The organism is Candidatus Dependentiae bacterium, from assembly GCA_035445995.1.
Taxonomy (GTDB): Bacteria; Babelota; Babeliae; order Babelales; family Vermiphilaceae; genus DAOMRS01.
Genome location: DAOMRS010000001.1, coordinates 454,704 through 478,766, shown reverse-complemented (window position 1 = coordinate 478,766; position 24,063 = coordinate 454,704). Strand labels below are relative to the sequence as shown.

General features: G+C 38.0%; 26 protein-coding genes. 12 read left to right on the top strand and 14 right to left on the bottom strand.

Translation table 11 applies throughout. The annotated features are described in order from the left end of the window. Positions 1–2: 2 nt before the first annotated feature. Positions 3–752 carry an HAD-IA family hydrolase gene (locus tag PK943_02325; GenBank protein ID HRN78049.1) on the bottom strand — a complete coding sequence of 250 codons (750 nt, stop codon included), beginning with the start codon at positions 750–752 and terminating at the stop codon, positions 3–5. Positions 753–1,117: 365 nt separating this feature from the next. Between PK943_02325 and PK943_02320 the strand changes: the two genes are divergently transcribed. Together PK943_02320 and PK943_02315 are read left to right on the top strand one after the other, a co-directional pair. Continuing rightward, entirely contained in the window at positions 1,118–1,804 is a 687-nt protein-coding gene (locus tag PK943_02320; protein HRN78048.1) for a VTT domain-containing protein, read from the top strand. Between the two features lie 30 nt (positions 1,805–1,834). Further along, positions 1,835–2,512 (top strand): VTT domain-containing protein, encoded by a 678-nt coding sequence (locus PK943_02315; protein ID HRN78047.1) that lies wholly within the window; start codon positions 1,835–1,837, stop codon positions 2,510–2,512. Here the strand turns inward: PK943_02315 and PK943_02310 are convergent. Both PK943_02310 and PK943_02305 read right to left on the bottom strand, forming a co-directional pair. Continuing rightward, positions 2,498–2,974, bottom strand: a complete 477-nt coding sequence (locus PK943_02310) for an HAD-IA family hydrolase (protein HRN78046.1) — start codon at positions 2,972–2,974, stop codon at positions 2,498–2,500. The genes PK943_02315 and PK943_02310 overlap by 15 nt on opposite strands. A gap of 2 nt (positions 2,975–2,976) precedes the next feature. Further along, entirely contained in the window at positions 2,977–3,831 is an 855-nt protein-coding gene (locus PK943_02305; GenBank protein ID HRN78045.1) for an HAD-IA family hydrolase, read from the bottom strand. A 158-nt stretch (positions 3,832–3,989) separates the two neighbouring features. Between PK943_02305 and PK943_02300 the strand changes: the two genes are divergently transcribed. Together PK943_02300 and PK943_02295 are read left to right on the top strand one after the other, a co-directional pair. Beyond that, positions 3,990–4,406: an iron-sulfur cluster assembly scaffold protein gene (locus tag PK943_02300; protein ID HRN78044.1), complete on the top strand. Its 417-nt coding sequence runs from the start codon at positions 3,990–3,992 to the stop codon at positions 4,404–4,406. Beyond that, complete coding sequence (locus PK943_02295; GenBank protein HRN78043.1) at positions 4,364–5,494, top strand: DNA double-strand break repair nuclease NurA; 1,131 nt, start codon at positions 4,364–4,366, stop codon at positions 5,492–5,494. The genes PK943_02300 and PK943_02295 overlap by 43 nt, the downstream gene beginning before the upstream one ends. A gap of 59 nt (positions 5,495–5,553) precedes the next feature. Here PK943_02295 and dnaJ read toward each other — a convergent pair whose 3' ends face one another. Further along, positions 5,554–6,684 carry a molecular chaperone DnaJ gene (gene dnaJ, locus PK943_02290; GenBank protein HRN78042.1) on the bottom strand — a complete coding sequence of 377 codons (1,131 nt, stop codon included), beginning with the start codon at positions 6,682–6,684 and terminating at the stop codon, positions 5,554–5,556. Positions 6,685–6,920: 236 nt separating this feature from the next. On the opposite strand from dnaJ, the gene PK943_02285 reads away from it, so the two are divergent. After that, positions 6,921–7,346, top strand: coding sequence for a hypothetical protein (locus PK943_02285; GenBank protein HRN78041.1), 426 nt, complete (start codon positions 6,921–6,923; stop codon positions 7,344–7,346). Positions 7,347–7,959: 613 nt separating this feature from the next. Here PK943_02285 and PK943_02280 read toward each other — a convergent pair. The 4 genes from PK943_02280 to PK943_02265 form a co-directional block, all read right to left on the bottom strand. Further along, complete coding sequence (locus tag PK943_02280) at positions 7,960–8,979, bottom strand: NAD-dependent epimerase/dehydratase family protein (protein ID HRN78040.1); 1,020 nt, start codon at positions 8,977–8,979, stop codon at positions 7,960–7,962. After that, entirely contained in the window at positions 8,936–10,333 is a 1,398-nt protein-coding gene (locus tag PK943_02275) for an FAD-dependent oxidoreductase (GenBank protein ID HRN78039.1), read from the bottom strand. Before PK943_02275 ends, PK943_02280 begins: the two co-directional genes overlap by 44 nt. A gap of 69 nt (positions 10,334–10,402) precedes the next feature. Further along, complete coding sequence (locus tag PK943_02270) at positions 10,403–10,957, bottom strand: hypothetical protein (GenBank protein ID HRN78038.1); 555 nt, start codon at positions 10,955–10,957, stop codon at positions 10,403–10,405. A gap of 95 nt (positions 10,958–11,052) precedes the next feature. Next, positions 11,053–11,988 (bottom strand): TonB C-terminal domain-containing protein, encoded by a 936-nt coding sequence (locus PK943_02265; GenBank protein ID HRN78037.1) that lies wholly within the window; start codon positions 11,986–11,988, stop codon positions 11,053–11,055. Positions 11,989–12,112: 124 nt separating this feature from the next. Here PK943_02265 and PK943_02260 point away from each other — a divergent pair, with 124 nt between their 5' ends. Next, complete coding sequence (locus PK943_02260) at positions 12,113–12,661, top strand: DNA-3-methyladenine glycosylase (GenBank protein ID HRN78036.1); 549 nt, start codon at positions 12,113–12,115, stop codon at positions 12,659–12,661. Here the strand turns inward: PK943_02260 and PK943_02255 are convergent. From PK943_02255 to gyrB, 5 genes are read right to left on the bottom strand one after another with little or no spacing between them, the layout of a single operon-like run. Next, positions 12,654–12,956 carry a hypothetical protein gene (locus PK943_02255; protein ID HRN78035.1) on the bottom strand — a complete coding sequence of 101 codons (303 nt, stop codon included), beginning with the start codon at positions 12,954–12,956 and terminating at the stop codon, positions 12,654–12,656. The two genes, PK943_02260 and PK943_02255, sit on opposite strands and share 8 nt — an antisense overlap. A gap of 21 nt (positions 12,957–12,977) precedes the next feature. Continuing rightward, positions 12,978–13,427 (bottom strand): hypothetical protein, encoded by a 450-nt coding sequence (locus PK943_02250; protein HRN78034.1) that lies wholly within the window; start codon positions 13,425–13,427, stop codon positions 12,978–12,980. An 18-nt stretch (positions 13,428–13,445) separates the two neighbouring features. Beyond that, on the bottom strand, positions 13,446–13,805 hold the full coding sequence (locus PK943_02245) for a hypothetical protein (protein ID HRN78033.1): 360 nt from the start codon (positions 13,803–13,805) through the stop codon (positions 13,446–13,448). A gap of 17 nt (positions 13,806–13,822) precedes the next feature. Next, positions 13,823–14,791, bottom strand: coding sequence for a tRNA lysidine(34) synthetase TilS (tilS, locus tag PK943_02240; protein HRN78032.1), 969 nt, complete (start codon positions 14,789–14,791; stop codon positions 13,823–13,825). A gap of 53 nt (positions 14,792–14,844) precedes the next feature. Beyond that, complete coding sequence (gene gyrB / locus PK943_02235; GenBank protein HRN78031.1) at positions 14,845–17,289, bottom strand: DNA topoisomerase (ATP-hydrolyzing) subunit B; 2,445 nt, start codon at positions 17,287–17,289, stop codon at positions 14,845–14,847. A gap of 156 nt (positions 17,290–17,445) precedes the next feature. Between gyrB and PK943_02230 the strand changes: the two genes are divergently transcribed. Together PK943_02230 and PK943_02225 are read left to right on the top strand one after the other, a co-directional pair. After that, positions 17,446–17,937, top strand: a complete 492-nt coding sequence (locus tag PK943_02230; protein HRN78030.1) for a nucleoside deaminase — start codon at positions 17,446–17,448, stop codon at positions 17,935–17,937. Beyond that, on the top strand, positions 17,921–18,268 hold the full coding sequence (locus tag PK943_02225) for a TraR/DksA C4-type zinc finger protein (protein HRN78029.1): 348 nt from the start codon (positions 17,921–17,923) through the stop codon (positions 18,266–18,268). Before PK943_02230 ends, PK943_02225 begins: the two co-directional genes overlap by 17 nt. Before the next feature lie 31 nt (positions 18,269–18,299). On the opposite strand, the gene PK943_02220 is transcribed toward PK943_02225, so the two are convergent. Beyond that, the gene (locus PK943_02220) at positions 18,300–18,839 is read right to left on the bottom strand and encodes a hypothetical protein (protein ID HRN78028.1); all 540 of its coding nucleotides are present in this window, start codon (positions 18,837–18,839) and stop codon (positions 18,300–18,302) included. A 197-nt stretch (positions 18,840–19,036) separates the two neighbouring features. Here PK943_02220 and rpsI point away from each other — a divergent pair, with 197 nt between their 5' ends. The 4 genes from rpsI to PK943_02200 all read left to right on the top strand — a co-directional run bounded on the left by rpsI (position 19,037) and on the right by PK943_02200 (position 23,966). Next, positions 19,037–19,510, top strand: a complete 474-nt coding sequence (gene rpsI / locus PK943_02215) for a 30S ribosomal protein S9 (GenBank protein HRN78027.1) — start codon at positions 19,037–19,039, stop codon at positions 19,508–19,510. A 40-nt stretch (positions 19,511–19,550) separates the two neighbouring features. Beyond that, complete coding sequence (gene glmS, locus PK943_02210) at positions 19,551–21,398, top strand: glutamine--fructose-6-phosphate transaminase (isomerizing) (protein ID HRN78026.1); 1,848 nt, start codon at positions 19,551–19,553, stop codon at positions 21,396–21,398. A 76-nt stretch (positions 21,399–21,474) separates the two neighbouring features. After that, positions 21,475–22,752: an ATP-grasp domain-containing protein gene (locus PK943_02205; GenBank protein HRN78025.1), complete on the top strand. Its 1,278-nt coding sequence runs from the start codon at positions 21,475–21,477 to the stop codon at positions 22,750–22,752. Positions 22,753–22,793: 41 nt separating this feature from the next. Beyond that, a complete protein-coding gene (locus PK943_02200) occupies positions 22,794–23,966 on the top strand; it encodes a pyridoxal-phosphate dependent enzyme (GenBank protein ID HRN78024.1) in 1,173 nt (390 codons plus the stop codon). The last annotated feature ends 97 nt before the right edge of the window (positions 23,967–24,063 follow it).

Sequence of the window (24,063 nt, the reverse complement as noted above, 5' to 3'; positions counted from 1 at the left end):
ACTTACTTAATACCAAGCTTTGCTAATGCATTTTTGGTAGCGCGTGGGCTTTTGTGTATAATGCCCGCGATACCCAATGATTCTGCTGCCACAACATTTTCTTTCTGATTATCAATGAAAATGCAATCTTGTGGGTTCAATGCATAGGTATTTATAATATGTTCAAATATTTTTTTATCTGGTTTGAGCATTTTAATGTTAGCAGAAATAATGATGTCTTGAAATAGGGCAGTAATGTGCGGAAATTCCCTATGCAACACGGCATAAGGTTCTTGTGCAAGGTTGGAGAGAATGAAAAGTTGATAACCATGATCATGCAGGTGTTTTAGTAGGTTAACCATGGCGGGAACCGGCTTGGCAATCTCGGCTAAATGGTCTGGGTTGATACTAATATCAAGAATTTGTGTAATGATATCTTTTTCTTGATCGTTTCTAAAAAAATTTTGTTTGTGTAGCGTATCGAGTTGTGATTTCAGCTGTTGTCTGACATGTTGTGCTGTGGCATTACCCAATTGCCAATCTACTATGCATCGTGGCATAATTCTATCACGATGGCGTAATGGAACTTCTGGTTGGTTAGCTTCTTGAGAACTTATTTTTTGGAGTGTGTCCAAGCATACCGTTTCTGGGTTTGACCAGGAGCTGAGGCTGTAACGAGCTAATGTCCCAACCCCTATTTTTTGGGCGAAGGCAATTTTGTCTTCTTCAAACAATACTCCTTCTAAATCAAAAATTATTGTCTTTTTAGGCATAATTTTTTCCATCCCTGTGTGTTGGGTACCCATGATTCCATATAACATGTTTTGAATATTTAATAGTAACATAAAAATTACTATAAATCTTTTGACCATATTCATGACTACCCTTTTTATCCATGTTTTTTTAATTAATAAGTTGCATTTGTAAATTTTTCATTATTATCATAACGAATCTGATTTTTAAGTAGCAAGAGAAATGCATATTATTATGTAAAGTTAGGTATACTAATACTTTTGCTCAATATAATTCCATACTATGATGTGATATGTATACTGTCATTTTTACTTATTATTTTGATATAGTGGAGGTGTTAGTAGGGATATCCATTACATTTTTGACTAGAAAAAGGATTATAATCATGAAACGATATTTAAAATTGCTCGCATTTATCCTGGTACTTGGTATTGCATGGTGGTTATTCCAATACTTTCATGTTAAAGATTATTTTACTTTAGCAAAGATCAAAGAAGATCGAGCGTTCTTATCAGCACTCGTAGAAGAAAACTATGCTCGTGCAGTGCTTATCTACATGCTTATTTATATTGCTATTATAGCAGGAGGATTCCCAGTTGTAGGGCCGCTGACGTTAGTGGGAGGTTTTTTGTTCGGTGCAATTTTTGGGACCATATACGCATCAATTGCTGCGACTATTGGTACAACACTAACATTCTTAATTGTGCGTTATGTAGTTGCACATACGGTACGTGGTAAATATGGAGCAAAACTAGAAAAGTTCAATGAGCGGCTTGAATCATATGGCCACAGTTATTTATTAACCATGAATTTGATGGGGGTGATTCCATTCTTTGTTATTGCTACATTAGCAGGACTTACTGAGGTTTCAATCATTACATTTGCGTGGACAGCATGTGTAGGTTCATTACCATTAATAGCTATTTATGCATTTGCAGGTAAGCAGCTTGGTACTATGACCTCATTTAGAGATATTTTTTCACCGCAAATTATTTTTGCGTTTATTCTACTTGCGCTCGTAGCGCTTATTCCGATGATCATACGCCGATTTAAAGAAGTAATGGATATTTAAGCATAAAGCCATGAAGAAAAGGAGAGGATCATGAAGAGGTTTATCCTGCTAGTGCTAGCAATGTTAGGACTTATGTTGTTGTGGCGATCAGGGTGCATAAAATTTATGACATTTGCAGAATTTAAACAGGAAGCTGAGGTGTGGTATACATGGACGCAGCATCATTATCCGTTTGTGTTAGCATTGTATTGTCTAATTTTTATAGTGTCGGGTGCCATGATAATACCTGTCACCGCTTTTCTCACGGTTGTAGGTGGGTTCTTATTTGGGCCAATCATTGGCGGTATATGTGCTACGATATGTGCTACCATTAGTTCAGTTATTATAGTGCTTTCAGTCCGTTATTTTTTTGGGACATTTATATTGGAAAAATATGAAACACATTTAGCTCGGTTCAATAGGGCAATAAAAAAACATGGTAAATGGTATATTTTAACCATGCAGATTTTTCCTTTTACGCCTACGCCACTCATGAATATTTGTGTTGGGTTAACTAATATGCCTATATGGATATTTGCGCTAGCTACCGCTATAGGCCTTATACCAGGTACATTTATCTATTCATTTGCGGGACAATATTTGCATCAAGTAGACGATCTATCTAATATTGTATCTTGGCATTTGCTCGTGTTGCTCATGTTTGGGGCTATTATTTTTTTAATGCCGGTATTATGGAGTTACTATAAAAACGGATTAAATGACTTCTAGTTGCTGCAATTCTTGCTCTACATTATCGAAGTTGTCACACAGTATGCTATGCATGCCAACAGCGCGTGCTGCAAGAACGTTTGGCTCTTTATCATCGATAAAAATGCAATCAGTTGGATTAAGCTGATGTGTTTGCAAGAAATGGTAGTAGATTCGCGCATCAGGTTTGCTCATACCAACATGTGCCGATGTCATAACTTCATCGAATAGTTCAAATATCTGTGGAAAATAATTGGTCATAACCTGGAATGAATTGTGTGTAGCATTGGAAAGGACAAATAACTTGTGACGGCGTTTCCCGTTCGAATCTATCTGCGCGTGACATTTTTTGAGTAATTGTAGCCCTGACTCAATAATATTAAATGTTTTTTCGGGTGCTGTTTTAATGAGGTCACGTACAATTGCAGGATCATAATCAAAAATTACGTGGCCAAGGTCAAATATAATATTTTTAGGTTTCATAATTATACCCATACTAAATGCGTCAATTGTTTGTGTTTTTCCCAATGTCTGAATGCTTGTTGAGCATCTTTAAAATTCTTATTTACTACTCGAATGCCATGCATACCAAGTTGTTGTGCCGCTTCGATATTTTCTAATTGATCGTCAAAAAATACACAATCTCCCGGCGTTAAACGATATTCGTTCAGCAAGTTCTTATAAAACTTTTTATTTGGCTTCATAACGCCATATTTGGCAGAAATTGCAACCCCATCACATAGATCAATAAGCTTTTTAAATTGTTTGTTATTATTTTGCAATACATCGATAGATTCAGCATCCCAGTTTGATAGTATATAAATATTGTGGCCGACTTGTTTGCATTGTTGTAGGAATTTTATGCCATCTTTGATTAATTCTCGTGTTTTTGCAAAGCGCTTTGGGGTAAACATCATACGCGCGACGTTGCGTACCAATTTTTTCTCTGATTTAGTGGCAAACCAATCAGGATTGTTGTCGATAGCAGATACAACAATATGTAAAATTTCTTTTGGAGTTTGTGCACCGGTCATCCAGTCACACATAAGTGCTGGCAGTAACTGCCCATCATGATCATGAGCGCAACTTGAATTGATTGCTATAGAGTCAAGTTTATATAATATTTCATATAATTTTTGTTTGATAGCGCTTGATGCTTTGCCCGTAGAAAAAAAATAGGTCAAGATATTACCAAGACCAAGTTGGCGAGTAACGGCAGATTTATTGGTATCAATCAATACGCCGCCAAGGTCAAATATAACGTTAGCACCCTGTAAAGCAGATGCTACAAATAATAATCCGGTAAGTATGTAGGGTGGAAATTTGCGTAAGTATTGCATATCTAATTTACCTCTCATTTTTTCTGAAATATTTAGGTATTTATACCTATAATCAGGGTATCAAAGGGTGAAAATAACGCAACTGGTCAATTGTGACCAAACTGGTTATACTAAAGGGAAAAGAGGGGTTAATTAAGCGATTGAGGAGGTGATTTACTATGAATCTATATCAACACACATTAATGGATCATTATCGTAATCCGCGTAATAAGGGTACTTTGGACAATCCAGACTTTAGTTCTGGTCAAATCAACCCATCCTGTGGGGATGAAATTATTATGCAAGGATGTATTACCAATAATCAAGTAACCCGTTTAGTTTTTGATGGGCATGGTTGTGTTATTACGCAAGCGACTGCCTCAATGCTGACGGAAGCAGCTTTGAACAAATCTATTGAAGAATTAGCGGCGCTTGATAAAGATTTTGTGCTTGCTATGATTGGCATGGAACTTGGCCCAACTCGAATCAGATGTGCGTTATTGCCATTAGAGGCTTTACATACAGGACTTGCTAACTATACAAAAGGTAATACATGCTCAATCGCGCAAAGCTCATGCAAGCCCTTGAAGGGGTAACTAATCAGCTTTTTATCGATACTACACAGGCACATACGTTAGCGCGTGAACTCTGGCACAAAATCTCTACAGACGCTACATTTATTTATAAAGTTAAGGCATCTCATGCACCATGGCCTTTGCCTACTTGGCAAGGCAACTTGAGCGATGCAATAGCAGTTGCTCCTTCTATATCCAATTATCATGTACTATCAGTGGACGGATCACAAATTTATCCCGATCGACATCAAGGCCTTGGTTGTTTTTTAATTAATATTGGTTCAGTAATGCTGCATTATGGGTGTCCCAATAAAGCGGTACAATTTGATTCTGTGCCTCAAGTATTTACTGGGCATGAAAAAGAATTGTATGAAATCATGCCACATGATTTGGTCAATTGTAGGCGCCAAGAAATGGAGCTTGATGCCGGGTTTGCATTGAGTGTGCAACTCAATAAATTATGCACGGATGAAGTGCCACGTGTATTGTTATTTGATGGTTCGTTGATATTTTGGCATCTGGAAGCAAAAGATGATACTTTGCGTACATTGTTTTTGCACAAATATCTGGCAACGCTCCATGGTTTGTACGAAGAACAGATGCCCACTGCAGGGTATGTGAGCTTGCCAAGAAGTAGAGAATTAGTGAATTTATTGCGTCTTGCGCTGTGTAATTTTGATGCAGCGCATGCAGATAAAACTGATGTGTTGGATGGCATTGTTGATGCCACCGTTGCATCATTTTTTCTGCGGCCATTTGAGCGTACGATTGTGTTCCAGAATCATGCGCATATTAATCAATATTATCCAGAACCATTAAAACCATATTTTTTCTATCTACATGTAGGTAATGAAATTGGTCGTGTAGAAGTGCCAGCATGGATTGCGCATGATCAGCAATTAGTTAATGTAATTGCTCAAGTTATAATTGATCAATGCACCAAAGGTCGTGGTTATCCAGTCGTGCTTGCCGAAGCACATGAGCAAGCAGTGGTCAAAGGGCCTGATCGTGATTTTTTTTATCACCTATTACATAAAATTGGTATTGATAACAAACAACGGATTGCATTGTCGCAAAAGGTTATTAAAAAACGTGGTATTGGGATATAGATAATAATTCAAGAAGATTAATTATAAAAAAAAGGCCCCAAAAAATACGGGGCCTTTTTTTATCCTAAAAACTTTTTGAACAATCCGGAGATAAATCCTCCGGATGATTCAGTTTCGGTACCAATTATTTCTGAATACTTATTCAAAGCATCTTTTGCTTCTTTAGATAATTTCTTTGGTACTTGGCATTCAGTAATTACTACCAAGTTGCCGCGTACTTTGCTGCGGAGCTTTTGGAATCCTTTACCGGGGATTACAATGCGTTCACCGACCGGGCACCCTTTGGGGATCTTGATAGTTTCTTTTGTACCGTCAATGCTTTCAATTTCAACCTGGCAGCCAAGAACGAGTTGTGGGTAGGTCAACATTATTCTGCAAACCAAATCGTCGTCTGCGCGGGTAAATTTTGCGTCTGGTTGTATTTTGATTTTTAAGAATAAGTCACCAGGTTGACCTCCATATACCCCGGCATCACCTTTGCCGGTGATACGTAACTCAGCGTTATCATAAATACCTGCCGGAATGGTTACCGTAAACTTATCATATTGTTGTATACGCGATTGTCCGCTACATGAGCTGCATGGGGAAGCGATTATGTACCCTTGGCCGGCACAGGAACTGCATGCTTGGGCATACATGAAAAAACCTTGCTGATATTGAATTTGCCCCATACCTTTGCAGGTGGTGCAGCTTTGCGTAGTCGTACCTGGTTTAGCACCTTTGCCATCACATGTTTGGCAATTGAAGAAGTGATAATAGCTAATTTCTTTTTTAACACCTAAGAATGCATCTTTGAGGGAGATTGATATTTCTTTAGTAAGATCATGGCCACGGATTGCTTGCGGTCCATGTGCGCGGCGCTTGCGTTGTTGGCTGCCAAAGATATCGCCAAATGCCTCGAAAATATCTTCCATATTCATACCGCCAAAGCCACCACCATGGTAACCACCACTACCCATGCCTTGTGCAGCATCGTGACCAAATTGGTCATAGGTGCGGCGTTTTTTATCATCAGATAGGGTTTCGTAGGCAGTAGCTGCCTCTTTGAACTTTTCCTCAGCTTCTTTATTATCTGGGTTACGGTCAGGGTGGTACTTGAGGGCAAGTTTACGGTATGCAGATTTGATCTCATCTGCTGAAGCGGTGCGCGGGACACCTAAAACGTCATAGTAATCTTTTTTATTCATCATAGTATTTTTAGGTATTTTTAGGCTTATTTATATTTATTTTGCCTATCATTATAACATACATTTGTCAGTAGGGCAGCCTTTTTATACCTACCTTGGCATATCTAATAAAAACTTAATCTATTATATTATATATTTTATTAAAAAGTATTGATTTTAAAAGGGTTAAATTGCTACTATCTCAATGAGAAGGGTGGTGATGCCAGATTAGGTTAAAATTGAAAGTAGGGAGAACTTGTATGAAAAAATGCATGGCTATATGTGCCGTATCCCTTGTGGCTTCACTAATGCAAGCTCAAGTTCCAAGTCCGGGTGCAAGTTGGCAACTGGCTGCTAAAACCATACCTTCATTAAAAGATCAGGTAGTTGAGTTACAAACGAATTGGCAAGAGACAGTGCGAGCTTTTGCGCCACTCAAAAGTCAATTTGTTACAACTGACCAAAATAAACGATATGAGTTACTTGGTAGTGCGGGTAAAACAATTAGTGATGATCTTGATGGATTAATTGCCTTGTTGCAGCGCATTAATAATGAAGTTATTGGTGTATATAGTCCACAGGTAAAAGCAGAAGTACAAAAAGCGATTAATATACTCAAAAAGGGACAAGGCTCATTTAATGAGGTATTGCAGAAAATACCGAATGCTAAGAATTTAGGGAAGTAGTGGTGTGCTTCTCGCACTGAGCAAACTAATTTGATTTATTAAATTATTTCGTATCGTATTTTCCTTTGTGATTCTATTTTTTTAATTTATAAGTTTGCGCTGCTCGCGCGGAGCAAGGTATTTTGCTTGTCCAAAATACCTTGACTAAAAGACACAAACAGCCTGTTTGATCCTTCTACCGCGCATAGGACACGACCCTCTGGCCTTGTCGGCCGAGGTCTACCGATGCGCTACCGGATTTTTATTTTATAAAATAAAAAGTCTTCTATTCGAGCACCTTGATACGAAGCCGCGCTAGCGGATGAGTCAGCAGAATTATGTGAGAATTAGGCAATCCAACAGCATGTTGCACTTCGACAAGCTCAGTGTGAGCGGAGGAGAAGTTGGTGCCTGTCCGTTCGTAGCTTGCCGAGCCGGAAGGCCCGGATAAGCGTAGACGGATATTTTAGTCCAGATCTTTTGTACAAGCAAAAGATCTGGTCCGGCCCGGACAGGGCAAATTTTCAAAAAAACAAAAAATAAAATCAAAGTTAGATAGCCACATGCAATGCAAAAATCAAATTAGTTTGCCCCGCGCGGGTAGCGCAAACTTACAAATATAAAAATGTACACTTTAATCAGATTGTTGTTCATAACCAAGATTTTGTTTGATCACTTGCAAACTCGCCCTTTGATACTTACTACAATCAGCACTTGAATGCTTTATATCACCACTACGTGCTGGAACAAATTGTATTTCTTGATGGTATCCAGGAAATTTAACTTTAAGTTGATCTATAAGTTCAAGTAAAGAAATACTTTTTCCTGTGGCAATATTAAAAACTTGTTTATTGGTTAGAGCAGGGTCAAGTGTTGCAAGTGTTAAGTTTGCTTCTACAACTTGTTCAACCGAGATAAAATCACGTGTCTGTTGTCCATCACCAAAAATAGTTATGGGCAAGTTATTTTGCATCTGGTGTGTAAATTTTGCAACTACAGCAGCGTATGCACCGTTGGGGTTTTGTCGTGGCCCGTAGACATTAAAATAGCGTAGCCCAATGGTGGTCATCCTATAGACCGTACTATATTGCTGTGCATATATCTCGTTCATTAACTTTGAAAATCCGTACGGTGAAGTAGGGGATGGTTGCATATCTTCTTTGCAGATTCCTTCTCGTTGACCATAGACCGCAGCAGATGATGCGTAGACAAATGTTTTTACTTTATTATGCCGTGCAGCTTCAAGCATATTAAACATGCCATGTACGTTTACTTCATGGCAGCGCGTAGGGTTTGCAACTGATTCGGGCACCGAAATGAATGCAGCTTCATGAAATACGATTTCCTGATTTTTAGTGGCTTGTAAGCATGCATCAAAGTTGGTAATGCTATCATGAATAAAAGTAACTTGGTCTTTAAAATCGGCAATGTTTTCCAATGTCCCACTTGAAAGATCGTCAAGGATCGTGACCTGTGCACCAATATTGACGAGTATTTGCGCAATGTGTGACCCAATAAAGCCACAGCCCCCGGTTACCAGAACATGTTTATGTGCATAAAATTTTTGTAGATGCTTCATAGGTATTTCTCCGTGGGTGTGCATAGTAAAACTAAGTGCGCTCAGGATGAGTGCTGGTTGGATGCGGTGATTCATGCGAGATATTCCTTTTTTGTTGGTTAATTTTTGATGGCGTGTGGTATCTGCGTGCAGGAATAATGGTGAGCGTATCAGCAATTTTTTTGCCATCGAGTATTGCTTCTTGCATGCTGGCATATTTCCATTCGCCATAGCGCCCGACTGAGTAGACATGTTGTTCTTGCAGGCGGTGTAATAATGTGCTGAGATTCTTTTCACGCCAAAAATCATAAATAACATATGCATGTGGAATGTGAATGATACATTCAGTCGCAATATCTTGTTCATTGATATTAAGAACATGTTTGGTTTTGTGCAATGCATCTTGTAAGGTTTTTTTCACCCATGATGCAGGCTTGTTTACGTGGGCAAACTCACCATACAATGAGCTACATCCTGCAGGGGCCATTGAATCAGCAAAATTATGTGGGAATCCAAGACGATAAAAAGGGTAATTTCTTTGAGGGAAGTATATCCAATGTTTGTCTGAAACATTTTTATTTTTAATACCAAGGTTAAAGTTTACGACCGAGTTACATAATAGATATGGCCGTGCCCGTTTGAAAGCGGTAGTTGGCTTATCCTCTAGGTGATTTAGCAAATTATCAAGTGGCATTGTGGTGATCAATTGCTCAAATGGTTCAACATGGCCGTTGGTAAAGGTGATCGTTTTATGCTGTAAATTAATTGTTTGTACGCAAAAATTGGTGTGTATTGGTTTTTTAATACGTTGGGCGAATTTTTCAACCCAAGCAAATATGCCGCCATGTTTGGGATATAAAAAATTGGCATTATAGCCAATGGATTCAGTGTTATCATATAATGCGCCATTAATAATTTGTGTCAGTGAAGTACTTGGCACAAAACGTCCAGTCCAGCTGGCAGATAACTTGTTAATATCATAGGCAAAAATTTTACGTTGGTAGGGGAAAAAGAAATGTTTGCCAAACCCGGCACCAAAGTTTTTGAGTACCCAATCGCGAAATGTTTTTGGTTGTTTAATATGTGTACTGCGTTGCACAAATCCTTCTATGCAGTTTGCAATGGTTTGTGTTGGCAGGCCATATAAGTTAATTTGGTAGGGATAGCGTGTATATACATCTTGTGAATAAACAAATGAACGGCGTTGTATAATATTAAAATTTTCTAATCCAACGATGTCTTCTAGTAGTGCTCTGAAGTATGGGTCGCTTGTGTGCAATAAATGTCCGGTAAAATCAAATGTAAAGCCATCTTGTTGCACAGATCGACACAGGCCACCAATGGTTGATTCTTTTTCAAAGAGTAAGTAATCAGAAAAACCTTTTTTTTCTAAGTGATAGGCGGCAGATAATCCGGTAAGCCCTGCACCAATGATGACAATTTTTGCCATGACATCCCTTTTTTGATGATACCACCAAGTTATAAAACAAAAGAATGAGAGTGTCTAGTGATGCTAGGTTTATTTCAACATGTTAAGTGCGAGAGCCAATGTATTACCTTGCATGCATTTCTTGAATGGATCGGGTAAACAATTGGATTCAAGTGAAAAGAAGCCGCCTTTGAGGGCATGTTCTATAGTTTCTGGGACGGTGAGTACCAAATAAAACGTTTCAATGGGCCCCAGTGTATGTTTGTTCTCGAAATTGAGTAATAAAGTTTGTTTTGTTTTATTCCAGGTACCATCGCATACTAAGTAATCCTGAATAGGTAAAAATTCTTTTTTTGTTGGATCAAAGTTTTTTTTATACAAAGATGCTATCAACGCATCAATTGAAGCCCCATGCCAGTGTAATTCTAATTTGTGCAAGTGTACTGCTTCATCGGCCTTTTTCTTTTTAAAGGTTATGGTACCAGCGAGCATCCATTTACCGCCAAATTGCATATTTTTTTCATGATTATGTTCAAGATTTTCCCAAGACGGTTCAATAGAAATAGTGAAATCATTTGAGTTGCCAACTAAAGGCAGCATGGTGCATAGTACTGTGCTTAACATGATACTGGTTACCCGTTTCATCTACATATCCCAAGTCTATGGGTCTCACTTTTTTACTTACTATTACCGTAGCACAATTACACGTATATCGTGAAGATTTTTATGGTGAGCAGGACTTAATGTGACACCACAAACTGAATTGGTGTGTCGGGAAGTGGTAAATCATCCCAATCGCATCTGATAGTACAAATATTCCAGTTCAAATAATCGGGAATAGGTGGAAATGAACTGCTTGCATCTCTGATAATATTGGCAACGTATACGTCAAGTGATGGACTTCCACTTGATCGCGTGAGAATAATATTATTCAAGGTACCATCTTTATTAACTACCATGTTAAAGTGAATATCAATTTTTATAGGGTGACTGAGAGGATATTTACTTATTTGCGTACGCCAACTTGTTTGTACGCATGCTAGTATTTTTTGTAAGAATCGACCAACACGCAGCTGAGACTCTGTTGCTTTTGCATTACTTCTGCCTGCCATAGCAATAGAAAGATCGCCTTCTTGTTCCATGTGCTTTGCAAATCCTTGTGCAATTTTAGCAAGAGTAAGAGATGGTTTTTTGACCGTGGTATTGGTCGTTTGAGTTTTTTCAGGTTTTTTTGGTGAGGATGGAAGCGGCTTTTGTACAGAGGCTAATTTATCTGACTCTTTGTTCTGTTCTACGAGTTCTGTTTTCTGGACATCAGCTTGTTCTAATTCGGGTAAGTCTTTAAGCATGGCTTGTACAGATTGATCGGGTGTATTATCACCCTGTGTGGTATCATCTTGTGATTCGGTTTGTGTAATTTGTTGATTGCTGAACTCATCTGTATCAACCATAATAACCGGAGCGCCTTGATGAGGCGCTAGTGCAGCCCATTCTTCACGTTCATGCATGGGCGGATTAATTTCTTGATGTATTTCTTTAAGTTTTTCAAGTAGGGGAGATTCAGGTAAGATATCAAAATCAATAGTGATAAAAGGTATAACGAGCATAAGATGCAAGAGAATTGATATGAGCAATAATGCTGCAAGCGTATTGTTTTGGTGACGTCTGACTTCCATGCTCTCCCTTTATGCGACACGGACTTTTTTTCTTAGAATAGCGTATTTATACTAAAAAACGAAATGATTGCCCTATTTTTTGCTATAATAAATGTCAGATGTTTACTTATAAATGGGGTATAATGTGATTCTTGATCCTTTATTTTATCAGCGTGACACGGTTGAGGTTGCCAAAGATTTAGTAGGTAAAAAAATAATTCGTACAATTAATGGTATCAACCTTTCAGGCATCATCACTGAAACAGAAGCATATGGATTTTCTGACGATCCGGCAAGTCATGCTTACCGTGGTAAAACACAGCGTAATGCGCCTATGTTTGGCCCAGTAGGGTATGCATATGTCTACTTTATTTATGGGAATCATTTTTGCTTTAATATTGTTGCACGAGCAGAAAATCAGATTGCTGGTGCTGTGTTAATTAGAGCAATCCAACCAATTGAAGGTATTGAGTTAATGTCCTACTACCGTCAGCAAAAAGATATACGTATACTCACCAATGGTCCCGGAAAGTTAACACAAGCTCTCCATATTACCAAACAACATAACTATATGAATGTAATGCAAAAAGGTGAACTATATGTGACCGCAGGGGTTATACCTGACACCATTTGTGCAACACCACGCATTGGTATTTCTGTTGGGCAAGATAAATTGTGGCGATTTATTATTTAAAGTTAACCAAATTTTTATTATTTCTTTTATAATAGGTCACTATTTTTTCTTGAATGATATTGTATTGGTTTATTAATGTATTTCTACGGCTTTCACCTTGTATTTTTTGAATAGCATAAATTGTTTTATCCATAGTAAGTTCTATAGCATAAATCTCATGTGCATCAAAAGTTTGTTGTGCATGCAAGATATCTAACTTTGCATGTATTTTTTTAAAAGTGTTAAAAATAGAGTGTTCCATACCAAATACTGTTGATGTAGCTAATACAATAGTGCAGTAGAGTACATATTTCATAGTTGTAACCTGTTTTTATTATTATAAAATACAGCATCCTTTTTTTGTTTTTTTATCTTTGACAACAGTCGAAATGACGGCCATAGTAGCTTGTTCAATATCTGAATTATCCATATTAGGTACAGGTAATTCTTGAGATGAACGTATTTCGTCATAACCTTCATCAGATATTTGTAGTTTTTGAGAGGACGATCTATGTAGTTCAAAAGCATTAATAGATTCTTGTATGTAATTAAGTTTTGCTTGGTATAGTTGTTTAAAGGTAGGGTTTTTTTCTTGGTCGATAAGTGGTTGAGCCTGTGTTAATAATTTGTTAATGGGTTTTATATTTTTTATATCGCGGAATTCTTGCAATTGGTGGAGCAATTGATTTGCCTCGGTCAAAATGTTTTCAAGGCGCGGTGTTTTTTCCATGGCAATAATGGAAGACGTCGCGAATGATAGTATAACAATGCTTCTTATGAGCTTCATGAATATAATTCCTTTTTTTTAAAATAAAGTACAACTCTTATTACGCGTGCCCTTACTATCTTGAGAATTGCGTTTGGTCAGCTTAGGAATGTTTTTATTTAAATCATATGTTTGTTGGGCTTGCGTAAGTTTACGGGTAAGCTTAGTTTTTGTTTCATCATCATGACATTTACTGATGGCTGCATGTGCAACTTGTATAGCTATTTGGATACGCGGGGATTGATTCATATTATCTTGTTGAACAAAGTCATCAATGAGCTGACAGGCAGTATCAACATAATGTTCAGCTTTGGTTATTTTATCTTGAGAACGTTGCATAGCATAACCCATGTTAGGCATTATACATAAGCACATATAAAAAGTCATAAAACGCTTCATAGACAGTTATTCCTCTTTTATTTGATCATACCCCATTCTTTTTCTTTTACAAGAGACCATTGCTGGTGAATGGCATGTGTTTTGCTGCCGGGTTGTCTGAGAAAGCGTAAAATTTCATCAAAGAATTTTTGGCTTGGATCAAATGGTACTCGTGATTGTACAAACCAATACACAAGTATGCGATATACAAGGACTGGGTGCAAAGCAAGTAGCTGTGGAATGTGTAGTCTAGTAGTATTGTTATCAGTTTTGGTAATGTGAGCAAAAGTTTCTGCAGTCAGTTGTTCAAGAAAGTGTTCCGTATCTTTGAGTCGATTGAGTGTAATCAAAAAATTTTGATCAAATCGAGTGTCGCATGCGCGCAGAGCCGGCATCACCGTATTACGAATGCGGTTGCGCAGGAACAAAGGTGACTCATTACTTGGATCAATCAAATATGATATGTCGTGTTCAGCAAGATAGGCAATAATGTCTTGTTTATTAACTTCTAATAATGGCCTGATATAGTTGCCATGCTGTGCGCGCATGGCAGTAAGTCCTGTCAAACTACTGCCTCTAATTAAACGAATAAAAAATGTTTCTTCTTGATCTTGCAAATGATGAGCGAGTGCAATGCGATCTGCTTGGATTTCTTGTGCTACTGATTCCAAAAATTGACGACGCATGACGCGGCCAAATTCTTCTTTTGACCCATCCCATTTTGCAGAAGAAAGCTCAGAAATTTTCTTACTAACAAATGGAATTCCTAGCTTATGCGTTACCATTTGGCAAAATTTAACATCTTTTGACGAATCAGCACGCCATTCATGGTCAAGGTGAGCCGCGGTTAACTGAATGATTCCTTGCTTGTGCAGATCGGCTAATATGTATAACAAAAATATGGAATCAGGACCGCCAGACAAGCCAAGCACAACACGAGAGCCAGAAGGCAGTAGATTATGTTGTTGAATGAATGTATGAATAGATGTAAGTAATGAATTGTTCATAAATATTTAATTATTAAAAAGACCTCAGTGTTGTACTGAGGTCTTTGCATAAACTATATATCCAAGTTACGTACAAAGTGTCCAAAGGTTTCAATGTATTCTTTACGTCCTTGTACATCATCACCCATGAGTGTATTGAACCAGTGATCTGCCTCGAGAGCATCTTCAATGGTAACCTTGAGCATGGTACGTGTTTTTGCATCCATCGATGTTTCCCATAATTGTTCAGGATTCATTTCACCCAAACCTTTATAGCGTTGGATATTCATGTAAGGTTTGCTCAGAGCGCTTATTGCTTGCATAAATTTGCTCGCACCTTTACCTGATACGGACCGATCTTTGGTAAGAGCCTGAATTTTCCAGGTATGGTCTTCTACCAAACTTAATTTGTTGAGCTGATTAAGCAAAGTTTGAATTTCTGAAGAGGTGAAGAACTCAAATGGCACTGTCCATTCTTTGCTTAATTGTCTGAACACAATATCGCCATATTGTTCAATGTATTCTGTGTGTGGATCTTCAATGTCAGCAGGAATGTGAGATTTTTCATGTGAGATACTATATTGTTTGAATACTTTTTTAAGGTTTTCAATAAGTGCATCTACACCTTCATTTGCTTGCCATGGGAATACGCGCATTGCGGCAACCAATTGATGGCATTGGTCCTGTGCGAGTCTAAATTTTCCACCAAGTTTAATTAATTGCTCATCGTATACGAGCAATTCATTAAGAAGCTTATTGTAAATGGTGGCATCCATAAGCTGATCTTTAACATAGAGCTCCGTCTGTTCGCGTGCCCAATCATATAAAAACTCAGTAAATGATTTTTCATCTTTGAGGTATTCTTCTTTTTTGCCAATTTTCGCCTTGTATAATGGTGGTTTGGCAATATACAAGTAACCTTGTTCAATAAGAGGCTTCATATATCTAAAGAAGAACGTAAGAAGCAGCGTGCGAATGTGTGATCCATCAACGTCAGCATCAGTCATAAGAATTATTTTATGATAACGCGCTTTGTTTGCATCAAATTCTTCTCCAATACCTGCACCAATAGCAGATATTAATGCTTTGATCTCTTCATTAGAAAGTAATTTATCTAAACGAGCTTTTTCTGCGTTTAAGATTTTACCTCTAAGCGGTAAAATTGCTTGGTTCAGACGATCACGACCTTGTTTTGCAGAACCTCCCGCAGAATCACCCTCTACAATGAACAGTTCTGTTTGTGATGGATCTTCAATGGTACAATCTGCGAGTTTACCCGGCAAAATAGCTGATTCCAAAACACTTTTGCGGCGTGTTAATTCGCGGGCTTTTTTTGCAGCATCTCGAGCACGTTTCGCAAGTTCTGCCTTTTGCAGAATCTTACGCATGATTGAAGGGTTTTCTTCAAAGTAAGTATCAAGATATGCAAAGGTCCATGAATCAACAATACCTTTTACTTCGCTATTACCTAATTTAGTTTTTGTTTGGCCTTCAAATTGCGGTTCTGGTACCTTGATGTTGAGAACTGCTACCAAGCCTTCACGTACATCATCACTTGAAAAACCATCACCACCTTTAATGATGCCTAATTCTTGTGCTTTCTTGTTGCAAACTTTGGTGAGTGCGGATTTAAAGCCAGAAACATGCGTACCACCTTCTGCCGTATTAATGTTGTTTACGAAAGAAAATAGTTGTTCTCCATACCCATCATTGTACTGCATAGCGACTTCAAGTACGTAATTATCATCGCTTTGTTCAAAGGTAATAACTTCAGGGAAAAGTGGAATTTTCTTTTTATTGATATGTTCAACGAATGAAACAATGCCACCTTCAAAAAAGAATTCGTGTTTTTTGTTTTCGCGCTTATCCTCAAGTGTGATACGCAGTCCTTTATTAAGAAATGCTAATTCACGCAAGCGTGCGGACAATGTTTCAAAACTGAAGTCAGTAGTTTCAGTAAAGATTTGTGGATCGGGTAAAAATTGTACAACGGTACCACGCTTTTTTGTTTCACCAATCACATGCAATGGCGCTACTGGTTTGCCTCGTTTATATTCTTGAAAATGAATTTTACCATCTTGAAAAATGGTAATTTTGAGCCATTCAGAAAGCGCGTTTACAACAGACACACCAACGCCATGTAAACCACCAGAAAATTTGTATGCTTCTTTTTCGAATTTACCACCGGCATGTAACTTGGTAAGTACTACCTCAGCAGCCGATATGCCTTCTGTAGGATGAATACCGGTTGGAATACCACGCCCATTATCTTCAACGGTACATGAGCCGTCAGTGTTCAACGTTACATGAATAGTATTGCAATGACCAGCAAGAGCTTCGTCCACTGAGTTATCAACAACTTCATATACGAGATGGTGTAAACCATGTACGCTGGTTGATCCAATGTACATAGCAGGACGTTTGCGTACGGCTTCGAGTCCTTCCATAACTCGAATCATACTTGCTGTATATTCTTTTGGACTATTGTGATCTTTAGGATCTTTTGGATCTTTTGCCATAGGCATCTCCTGCCAAATTTTTATCTTTTTTTACACAGTTTATAGAGGCACTATACTGAAAATGATAATGTTAAGAATAGTGTTACAATTAGTATAATCAAATATTCATTTTTTTCTAGTTGTTTACCATTGTTATAGTAAATCAAGTGAGGCATTATGAATGCAAGTGTTTTTGGCAAAGAAAAAGATATTGTTTTTATGCAAGAAGCATTGCAAGAAGCATGCAGTGCACAAAAAGAAAACGAAGTGCCGATTGGTGCAGTGGTAGTGAATGCGCATGGTGAAATTATTGGTCGTGGATATAATCAAGTTGAACAAAAGCATTCTCAATGTGCGCATGCGGAGTGTATTGCAATTACCCATGCTGGTAATACGATAGGCGATTGGCGTCTGGAAGGTTGTTGGTTATATGTTACGTTAGAGCCATGTGCTATGTGTATGGGATTAATCAGATTGAGTAGAATTAATGGTGTAGTATATGGTGCATCTTCTCCTTTGTTTGGATATCGTCTTGACAATGCAGCTGAACTTTCGGTATACAATAGAGACTTGCTCGCCATTATTGAGGGGGTTGAGTCAGAAAAATCGGAAGTATTATTGAAGAAATTTTTTCAACAGAAAAGGAAGCATGGTGGAGAGAAATCTTGAAGCAATAAGACAAGAACTTACTGCGCGCAAACAAGAGTTAGAAGAAAAACTCACGCGCATGGCTAAAGAAAAAGTTACCGATGATCAAGTGCAAGATCCTGGTGATAAAGCACTTTCTTCTACTATGGAATCATTAAAATCTTCTTTTCAAGATACTGAGTTGGAAGAATACAATAGAATTATTCAAGCATTAAAAAAAATAGAAGAAGGTACCTATGGTTTATGTGTAGACTGTGGTGAAGAAATTTCACCCAAGCGACTTAAATCATATCCGAACGCAGCGCGTTGCTTAGTATGTCAAGAAACATTTGAAGAAAAAACGAGTGAGTAATCATAGTCATTACACACTCGTTTTCTAGTGTCTATCGGCGAGCTCTTATTTCTTTTTCTATATCTTTCATGGCTTTAGTTGCTACCGCTTCAATTGCTTGTGCAAGTGCTAAAATAAGTGCTTGAGATTTTTGTTTTCCGGTATAAAAGAATCGTTCGCTTTCCAGGTCTTTCTGGACTTTTTTCATGTTTGTTTCGATATCTTTAAAGTCCATGGTAAGCTCGATCCTATTTTTATCTGATCCGGATACGCCTGGTTTTGAGAATGAAGTGTTGTAAGTTATCTTAAGGGTATTAATCAGTTTATCGTTGGCTTGTTTAACCTTATCCATTGCTTTCATGAGGATTGAGTCACCCTTGCCGTTTGTTTCAGTGTATTTTTCGACAGCAGCTACTGCTTTATGCCATTTTTCAAAAGTTGCAGCTGGAATTCGATCTTGGAACAGCCGGTCTTTTGCTAGAGCTGTTGGTTGAGCCTGTGCTATGGTCAATTGTATGTCTTGTGAGCTCATACCGGTAATGCTTATAGCTCCAAAGCTAACCAATAATACTGCTATACTGCTTTTTTTCATAGAAATCCCCCTTTTTAGATTTACAGATAGTCAATATGAGTGTAGCTAAATGAGGAGTTGTTTTACAAGCAAAAGGGTGCTTATTTATCAGTTATGCCATATCTAAGCCCTTAATTGACATTTTCCTTATTATGGGCATAATAATTAATACCTTTATAAAGTATAAAACTCCGGCATAAAGAGGTTCTAAAAAACGCATGGCAGAAAAAAAGAAATCAGCGGCTAAACCAGCAGCTGTATCAGCTCAAAAAGTAGCTAAAAAAGCAGAGAAAGCTCCAAAAAATGCTCCACTATCTCATGGGGTAGGGCGTCGTAAAAAATCGGTCGCTCGTGTATGGCTTCGTCGTGGGACAGGCAACATGTCTGTGAATGGTGTTGAATATACTAAATATTTTGATACTGATATGACCCGAAGCATAGCAAAATCTCCTCTAAAAGCAGTTTCTGTTGGTGATAATTATGATGTTGCCGTTAATGTTGTTGGCGGTGGCAAACAAGGCCAAGCTGACGCGGTCAAGTTGGGTATTGCTCGAGCTATGGTAGCCATAGACGAAGGCATTAGATCAGCACTACGCCAATATGGCTTTTTGACGGTAGATGCACGTGTAAAAGAACGTAAAAAATACGGTCAACGTGGTGCCCGTCGTAAGTTCCAATTCGTGAAACGCTAATCTATTACTTATTTTTGTTCAAAATAAAAAGGATGAACCGATGTGTAGCGTTGTTGGCTATGTCGGGAAGAACCGGAGTAGGTCTTTTGTGTTGGAAGGATTGAGCAGGTTAGAATATCGTGGGTATGACTCTGCAGGTTTTGCTTGTCTAAGTCCCGATGATCATCGCTTATTGTATGCGAAAAGTGAAGGCCGGCTTGAAAACCTTACTAAACAATTTGATACACTTCCTATTGATGGTTATGTCAGCATAGGCCATACGCGTTGGTCAACGCACGGTGCGTCGACCTATCGCAACGCACACCCGCAGTTCGATTCACAAAAAAAGATGGCGATAGTACATAACGGTATTATCGAAAATTATCATGAACTTAAAGCCCAGCTGGAAGATGCTGGGCATAGTTTTGACTCAGATACTGATACAGAAATTATAGCTCGTCTTTTTGAAGTCCTGTTACTTGCACATAAAACATTTAAGCCTGCACTGATTGACTTAGTCAATAAGTTAGAAGGTGCTTATGCATTTATTTGTATTATGGAAGACAAACCTGATCAGATGATTCTTGTACGTAAACGTTCACCATTGTGTATTGGTATTGGTGATGGTGAAATGTTTGTAGCATCAGATGCATTAGCTTTTGCAGGCAAAACAGACAAAGTGCTTTATGTACCTGATAGTAGTTTTGCAGTGCTACAAAAAGATATGATTGAATTATATGATTTTAAGGGTAGCCCACTACAACCACAGGTGCAGAGCGTTGATCTTGCTTGGGACGCGCATGAAAATACGGGACATGAACACTACATGCTCAAAGAAATTTATGAGCAAAAAGGTGCTATACATGCGACGATAGATTTTTTGTGCAACTTGGGTGAAAAAATTTGGGATGATTACATTGGGTTATCTCAAGACTATGTGCGTAATTTAGATAAAATTAATCTTGTAGCATGTGGCACCTCATGGCATGCAGCACGTATTGCGCAATTTTATTTTGAGCAAATATGCATGGTGCCAACAGCGGTACATCTTGCATCTGAATTTCGGTATAAATCATTTTTCCCTGAACAAAATAGTGTATATATTGCTGTCTCGCAATCGGGAGAAACTGCAGATACGCTTGAGGCAATGCGTTTGGTTAGTTCTATGAATATTCCTACCTTGGCATTAACAAATGTCGCATCAAGTACCATGGTGCGTGAAGCAGATGGCTTTTTGTTAACACAAGCAGGTAGAGAGGTTGCAGTAGCTTCAACCAAAGCGTTCTCTACGCAATTGGCCACTTTGTATTGGTTGGCGCATCGTATTGCGCATGCAAAAGGTATTATTTCTGATGTAGATATGGCGCATGCTGAAAGTGATGTGCTTGTAGCGGCAGAAGTCCTGGAAAACACGCTGGAAAATTACAAAGTTGAAATTGCACAAACATTGGCACCTAACTATGCACGCTATAAAAAAGCTATTTTCTTAGGGCGTCATATGAGCTACCCATTTGCTATGGAAGCAGCTCTAAAGCTCAAAGAAGTGGCGTATATTTTTTCTCAATGTTACCCGGCCGGAGAGCTTAAGCACGGGCCATTGGCTTTAGTTGATGCAGAAACACCAATCTTTGTTTTTTCTCATCAAGATCCACTCATTTATCAAAAATTGTTATCTAATACGCAAGAAGCAAAAGCGCGCGGCGGCCACATTATAGCCTTTGCATTTGAAGGTCAAGAAGAGTTGTGTGACTTAGTAGATGTGGTATTTATTTTACCACGGGTAAAGCCATTGCTTAGTCCTTTAGCCATGACTGGTGTGATGCAATATTTGGTCTATGCTATTGCCAAAGAACTTGACCGACCAATTGATAAGCCGCGGAATTTGGCTAAGTCTGTGACAGTTGAGTAGAAAAACTATTTTATTTGCCTTTCCACTTGTATTACGCTCACATGCAGTGAGCGTTTTTTCTTGTAAAGGAAAAGCAATGAAAAAAAAGATACTCGTTGTTTGCCCATATGAGCGTGATAAAAGAGAATTAGGGTTTGTGCATGTGCGCGGAGATTATGACATTGTTTTCCATGAAACAGATCAGTTTGTAAATAGGATAGCTCATAATGGTATACAAGATGCATTTGATGTGTGTAGTGATCCTTTTCATACGGTGAGTGACATACTTAATGTAGCTGAGCATGAGAACGTATCTGGCATCATGAGTTCTGATGATTATCCAGGCAGTATATTGTCTAATATTGCAGCATATGAATTTGGTGTACCAGGTGTGCACCCAGCTATTATTACGCAATTGCAACATAAGTATTATTCGCGGTGTTTACAACAACAATATGTGCCGGAAGCTACGCCATATTATACATTACTTGATCCGCAACGGTTTAAGGTAAATTCATGTGATATAGTGTTTCCAGTCTTTGTAAAACCGGTTAAATCATTTTTTTCTCTTTTTGCCGATACGGCATATAACGTGCATGATATAAAGCATTTTGTACACACTAGTCGTGTTCCATCCAATTTTTTACATACGCTTGATTGGTCTTTGCATAAGTATGCGGCATGTGATTTGAAATCAGATTATTTATTGGCAGAAGGATTATTATCCGGGCATCAAGTAACGTTGGAAGGATATGTAGTTGATAATCATGTGGGGTTAGTAGGTATTGTTGATTCAATTATGTTTCCAGGTACCATTTCTTTTGAGCGATTTGTATATCCATCTAGGTTGCCTGATCATGTACAAAAGCGTATGTATGATATTGTGTGTAGATTAATGCATGGCGTACAATTTAATAACAGCTTTTTTAATGTTGAAATGATGTATAATCCAATGACTAATGCCATTCATATTATTGAAGTAAACACGCGTATGGCTGCTCAATTTGCTGATTTATATGAAAAGGTTGATGGGACTAATAGTTATACCTATGCACTTGATGTAGCAATAGGCAAAAAACCAGAGCCAACGGTACAAAAAGGGAAATATGCTATTGCTGCAAGTTTGGTGTTGCGTATTTTTGAAGATAGATATATTAGGCGTATGCCAACACCCGCAGATATCGAAAAATTGTACATATTATTTCCTGATGTCAGAGTTGAGGCGTATGGTGCTGAAGGTAAAAAGTTATCTGAGGCATTTCAGGATGGTAAAAGTTTTCGGTATGGGTTGATACATCTGGGTGCACGTGATGAACAGGAATTGAATGAGAAATATGCGCAGGCAAAAGATATCCTTGGGTTTGAGTTTGCGTAATAAATTAATTTTTTAATGAAGTTAGTTGCAGAAAGTTGAACATGTTAAAAAGACTTATTTTTATGAGTGTATTGTGGAATATGTTATATATAACACCATGTGCATTATTTAGAAAGTTTCCTGTTTTAGCATCACGTGTTTCCTATATTTCATTATGTGATTTACCAACACCTGTGACCAAACTTAGTAATTTTGGATTAAGAATCGGATATTCTGATTGTTATATAAAAAGAGATGATCTGACGGGTAGAACAAAAAACGGCCATCGATTATATGGCGGTAATAAGCCACGTAAATTGGAATGGTTATTAGCAGATGCTAAACAAAAACAAGCACGTACTATTATTACATATGGCTGTGTTGGATCTAACCATGCATTGGCTACGGCAACATATGCACATGAACTTGGTATGGACACCATATTGATGCTCAAGCATCAGCCAAATTCAGATGTGGTGCGTCAAAATTTGATACTAGATTTTGAATTACATGCGCAGTTGTGTCTGTTTCCGGATAATCAAAGTAGGGACAGAGCATGTGCAGATATAGTAGAACGTAATCCATATGCATACCGTATACCCACCGGTGGATCAAACACTATAGGTACCTTGGGATTTGTAAATGCTGCATGTGAGTTGTATGAACAAATTGTACAAGACGTTATGCCTGAGCCGGATGTGATATATCTACCAATTGGCAGTTGTGCGACTACCGCAGGGTTATTATTAGGACTTGCATTACATAATTCTAGAACAAAAATAATTGCCGTAGCAGTAGAGCCAGAAGCTGAGCCGGGAACACTCCAACAAAGAACACAAGAGTTGTTTGTTGAAACGAATAGGTTGTTGCATATGGTGGATAGTACGATTCCGTTAGTTAATTTTCCTGCTGAGCAACTGATTATTAACACCAAATTTTGCGGTACCAATTATGGGACTTGGACGCAAGAAAGTGCATTTGTCATAAAGCTATTTAAAGAACTTGAGGAAATTTCTTTAGAAGGTACCTATAGTGCAAAGCCAATAAACGCATGTATAGATGATATAGCAAATGGTCTTTTAACTTCAGAAATTGTTCTTATTTGGAATACGTATTGTGGATTGGATTTTAGTTTTGTAACTGGCAAGTATGCTTATCAAGAGCTACCTCATGAATTTCATCAATATTTTGAACAGGATGTTCAGGTAACCAATAAACTGATGCACTTTAGATGATCCGATTTTTCTTCTACTTAAGAAGTCATAAATAATTCATAAAATTAAAGGGTTTTTTGGTTTACTTTTTGCGCATAAGGCTTAATCTATAAAAATA

Coding starts and splice junctions, on each gene's coding strand:
- PK943_02305 (HRN78045.1), bottom strand. CDS start 3,831: ATGCAATACTTACGCAAATTTCCACCCTACATACTTACCGGATTATTA.
- PK943_02230 (HRN78030.1), top strand. CDS start 17,446: ATGAATGCAAGTGTTTTTGGCAAAGAAAAAGATATTGTTTTTATGCAA.
- PK943_02265 (HRN78037.1), bottom strand. CDS start 11,988: ATGGAAGTCAGACGTCACCAAAACAATACGCTTGCAGCATTATTGCTC.
- PK943_02275 (HRN78039.1), bottom strand. CDS start 10,333: ATGGCAAAAATTGTCATCATTGGTGCAGGGCTTACCGGATTATCTGCC.
- PK943_02205 (HRN78025.1), top strand. CDS start 21,475: ATGAAAAAAAAGATACTCGTTGTTTGCCCATATGAGCGTGATAAAAGA.
- PK943_02255 (HRN78035.1), bottom strand. CDS start 12,956: ATGAAATATGTACTCTACTGCACTATTGTATTAGCTACATCAACAGTA.
- PK943_02200 (HRN78024.1), top strand. CDS start 22,794: ATGTTAAAAAGACTTATTTTTATGAGTGTATTGTGGAATATGTTATAT.
- PK943_02250 (HRN78034.1), bottom strand. CDS start 13,427: ATGAAGCTCATAAGAAGCATTGTTATACTATCATTCGCGACGTCTTCC.
- rpsI (HRN78027.1), top strand. CDS start 19,037: ATGGCAGAAAAAAAGAAATCAGCGGCTAAACCAGCAGCTGTATCAGCT.
- PK943_02310 (HRN78046.1), bottom strand. CDS start 2,974: ATGAAACCTAAAAATATTATATTTGACCTTGGCCACGTAATTTTTGAT.
- PK943_02300 (HRN78044.1), top strand. CDS start 3,990: ATGAATCTATATCAACACACATTAATGGATCATTATCGTAATCCGCGT.
- PK943_02320 (HRN78048.1), top strand. CDS start 1,118: ATGAAACGATATTTAAAATTGCTCGCATTTATCCTGGTACTTGGTATT.
- PK943_02270 (HRN78038.1), bottom strand. CDS start 10,957: ATGAAACGGGTAACCAGTATCATGTTAAGCACAGTACTATGCACCATG.
- PK943_02245 (HRN78033.1), bottom strand. CDS start 13,805: ATGAAGCGTTTTATGACTTTTTATATGTGCTTATGTATAATGCCTAAC.
- PK943_02295 (HRN78043.1), top strand. CDS start 4,364: ATGCTCAATCGCGCAAAGCTCATGCAAGCCCTTGAAGGGGTAACTAAT.
- gyrB (HRN78031.1), bottom strand. CDS start 17,289: ATGGCAAAAGATCCAAAAGATCCTAAAGATCACAATAGTCCAAAAGAA.
- PK943_02285 (HRN78041.1), top strand. CDS start 6,921: ATGAAAAAATGCATGGCTATATGTGCCGTATCCCTTGTGGCTTCACTA.
- PK943_02220 (HRN78028.1), bottom strand. CDS start 18,839: ATGAAAAAAAGCAGTATAGCAGTATTATTGGTTAGCTTTGGAGCTATA.
- tilS (HRN78032.1), bottom strand. CDS start 14,791: ATGAACAATTCATTACTTACATCTATTCATACATTCATTCAACAACAT.
- PK943_02325 (HRN78049.1), bottom strand. CDS start 752: ATGCCTAAAAAGACAATAATTTTTGATTTAGAAGGAGTATTGTTTGAA.
- glmS (HRN78026.1), top strand. CDS start 19,551: ATGTGTAGCGTTGTTGGCTATGTCGGGAAGAACCGGAGTAGGTCTTTT.
- PK943_02280 (HRN78040.1), bottom strand. CDS start 8,979: ATGAATCACCGCATCCAACCAGCACTCATCCTGAGCGCACTTAGTTTT.
- PK943_02315 (HRN78047.1), top strand. CDS start 1,835: ATGAAGAGGTTTATCCTGCTAGTGCTAGCAATGTTAGGACTTATGTTG.
- dnaJ (HRN78042.1), bottom strand. CDS start 6,684: ATGATGAATAAAAAAGATTACTATGACGTTTTAGGTGTCCCGCGCACC.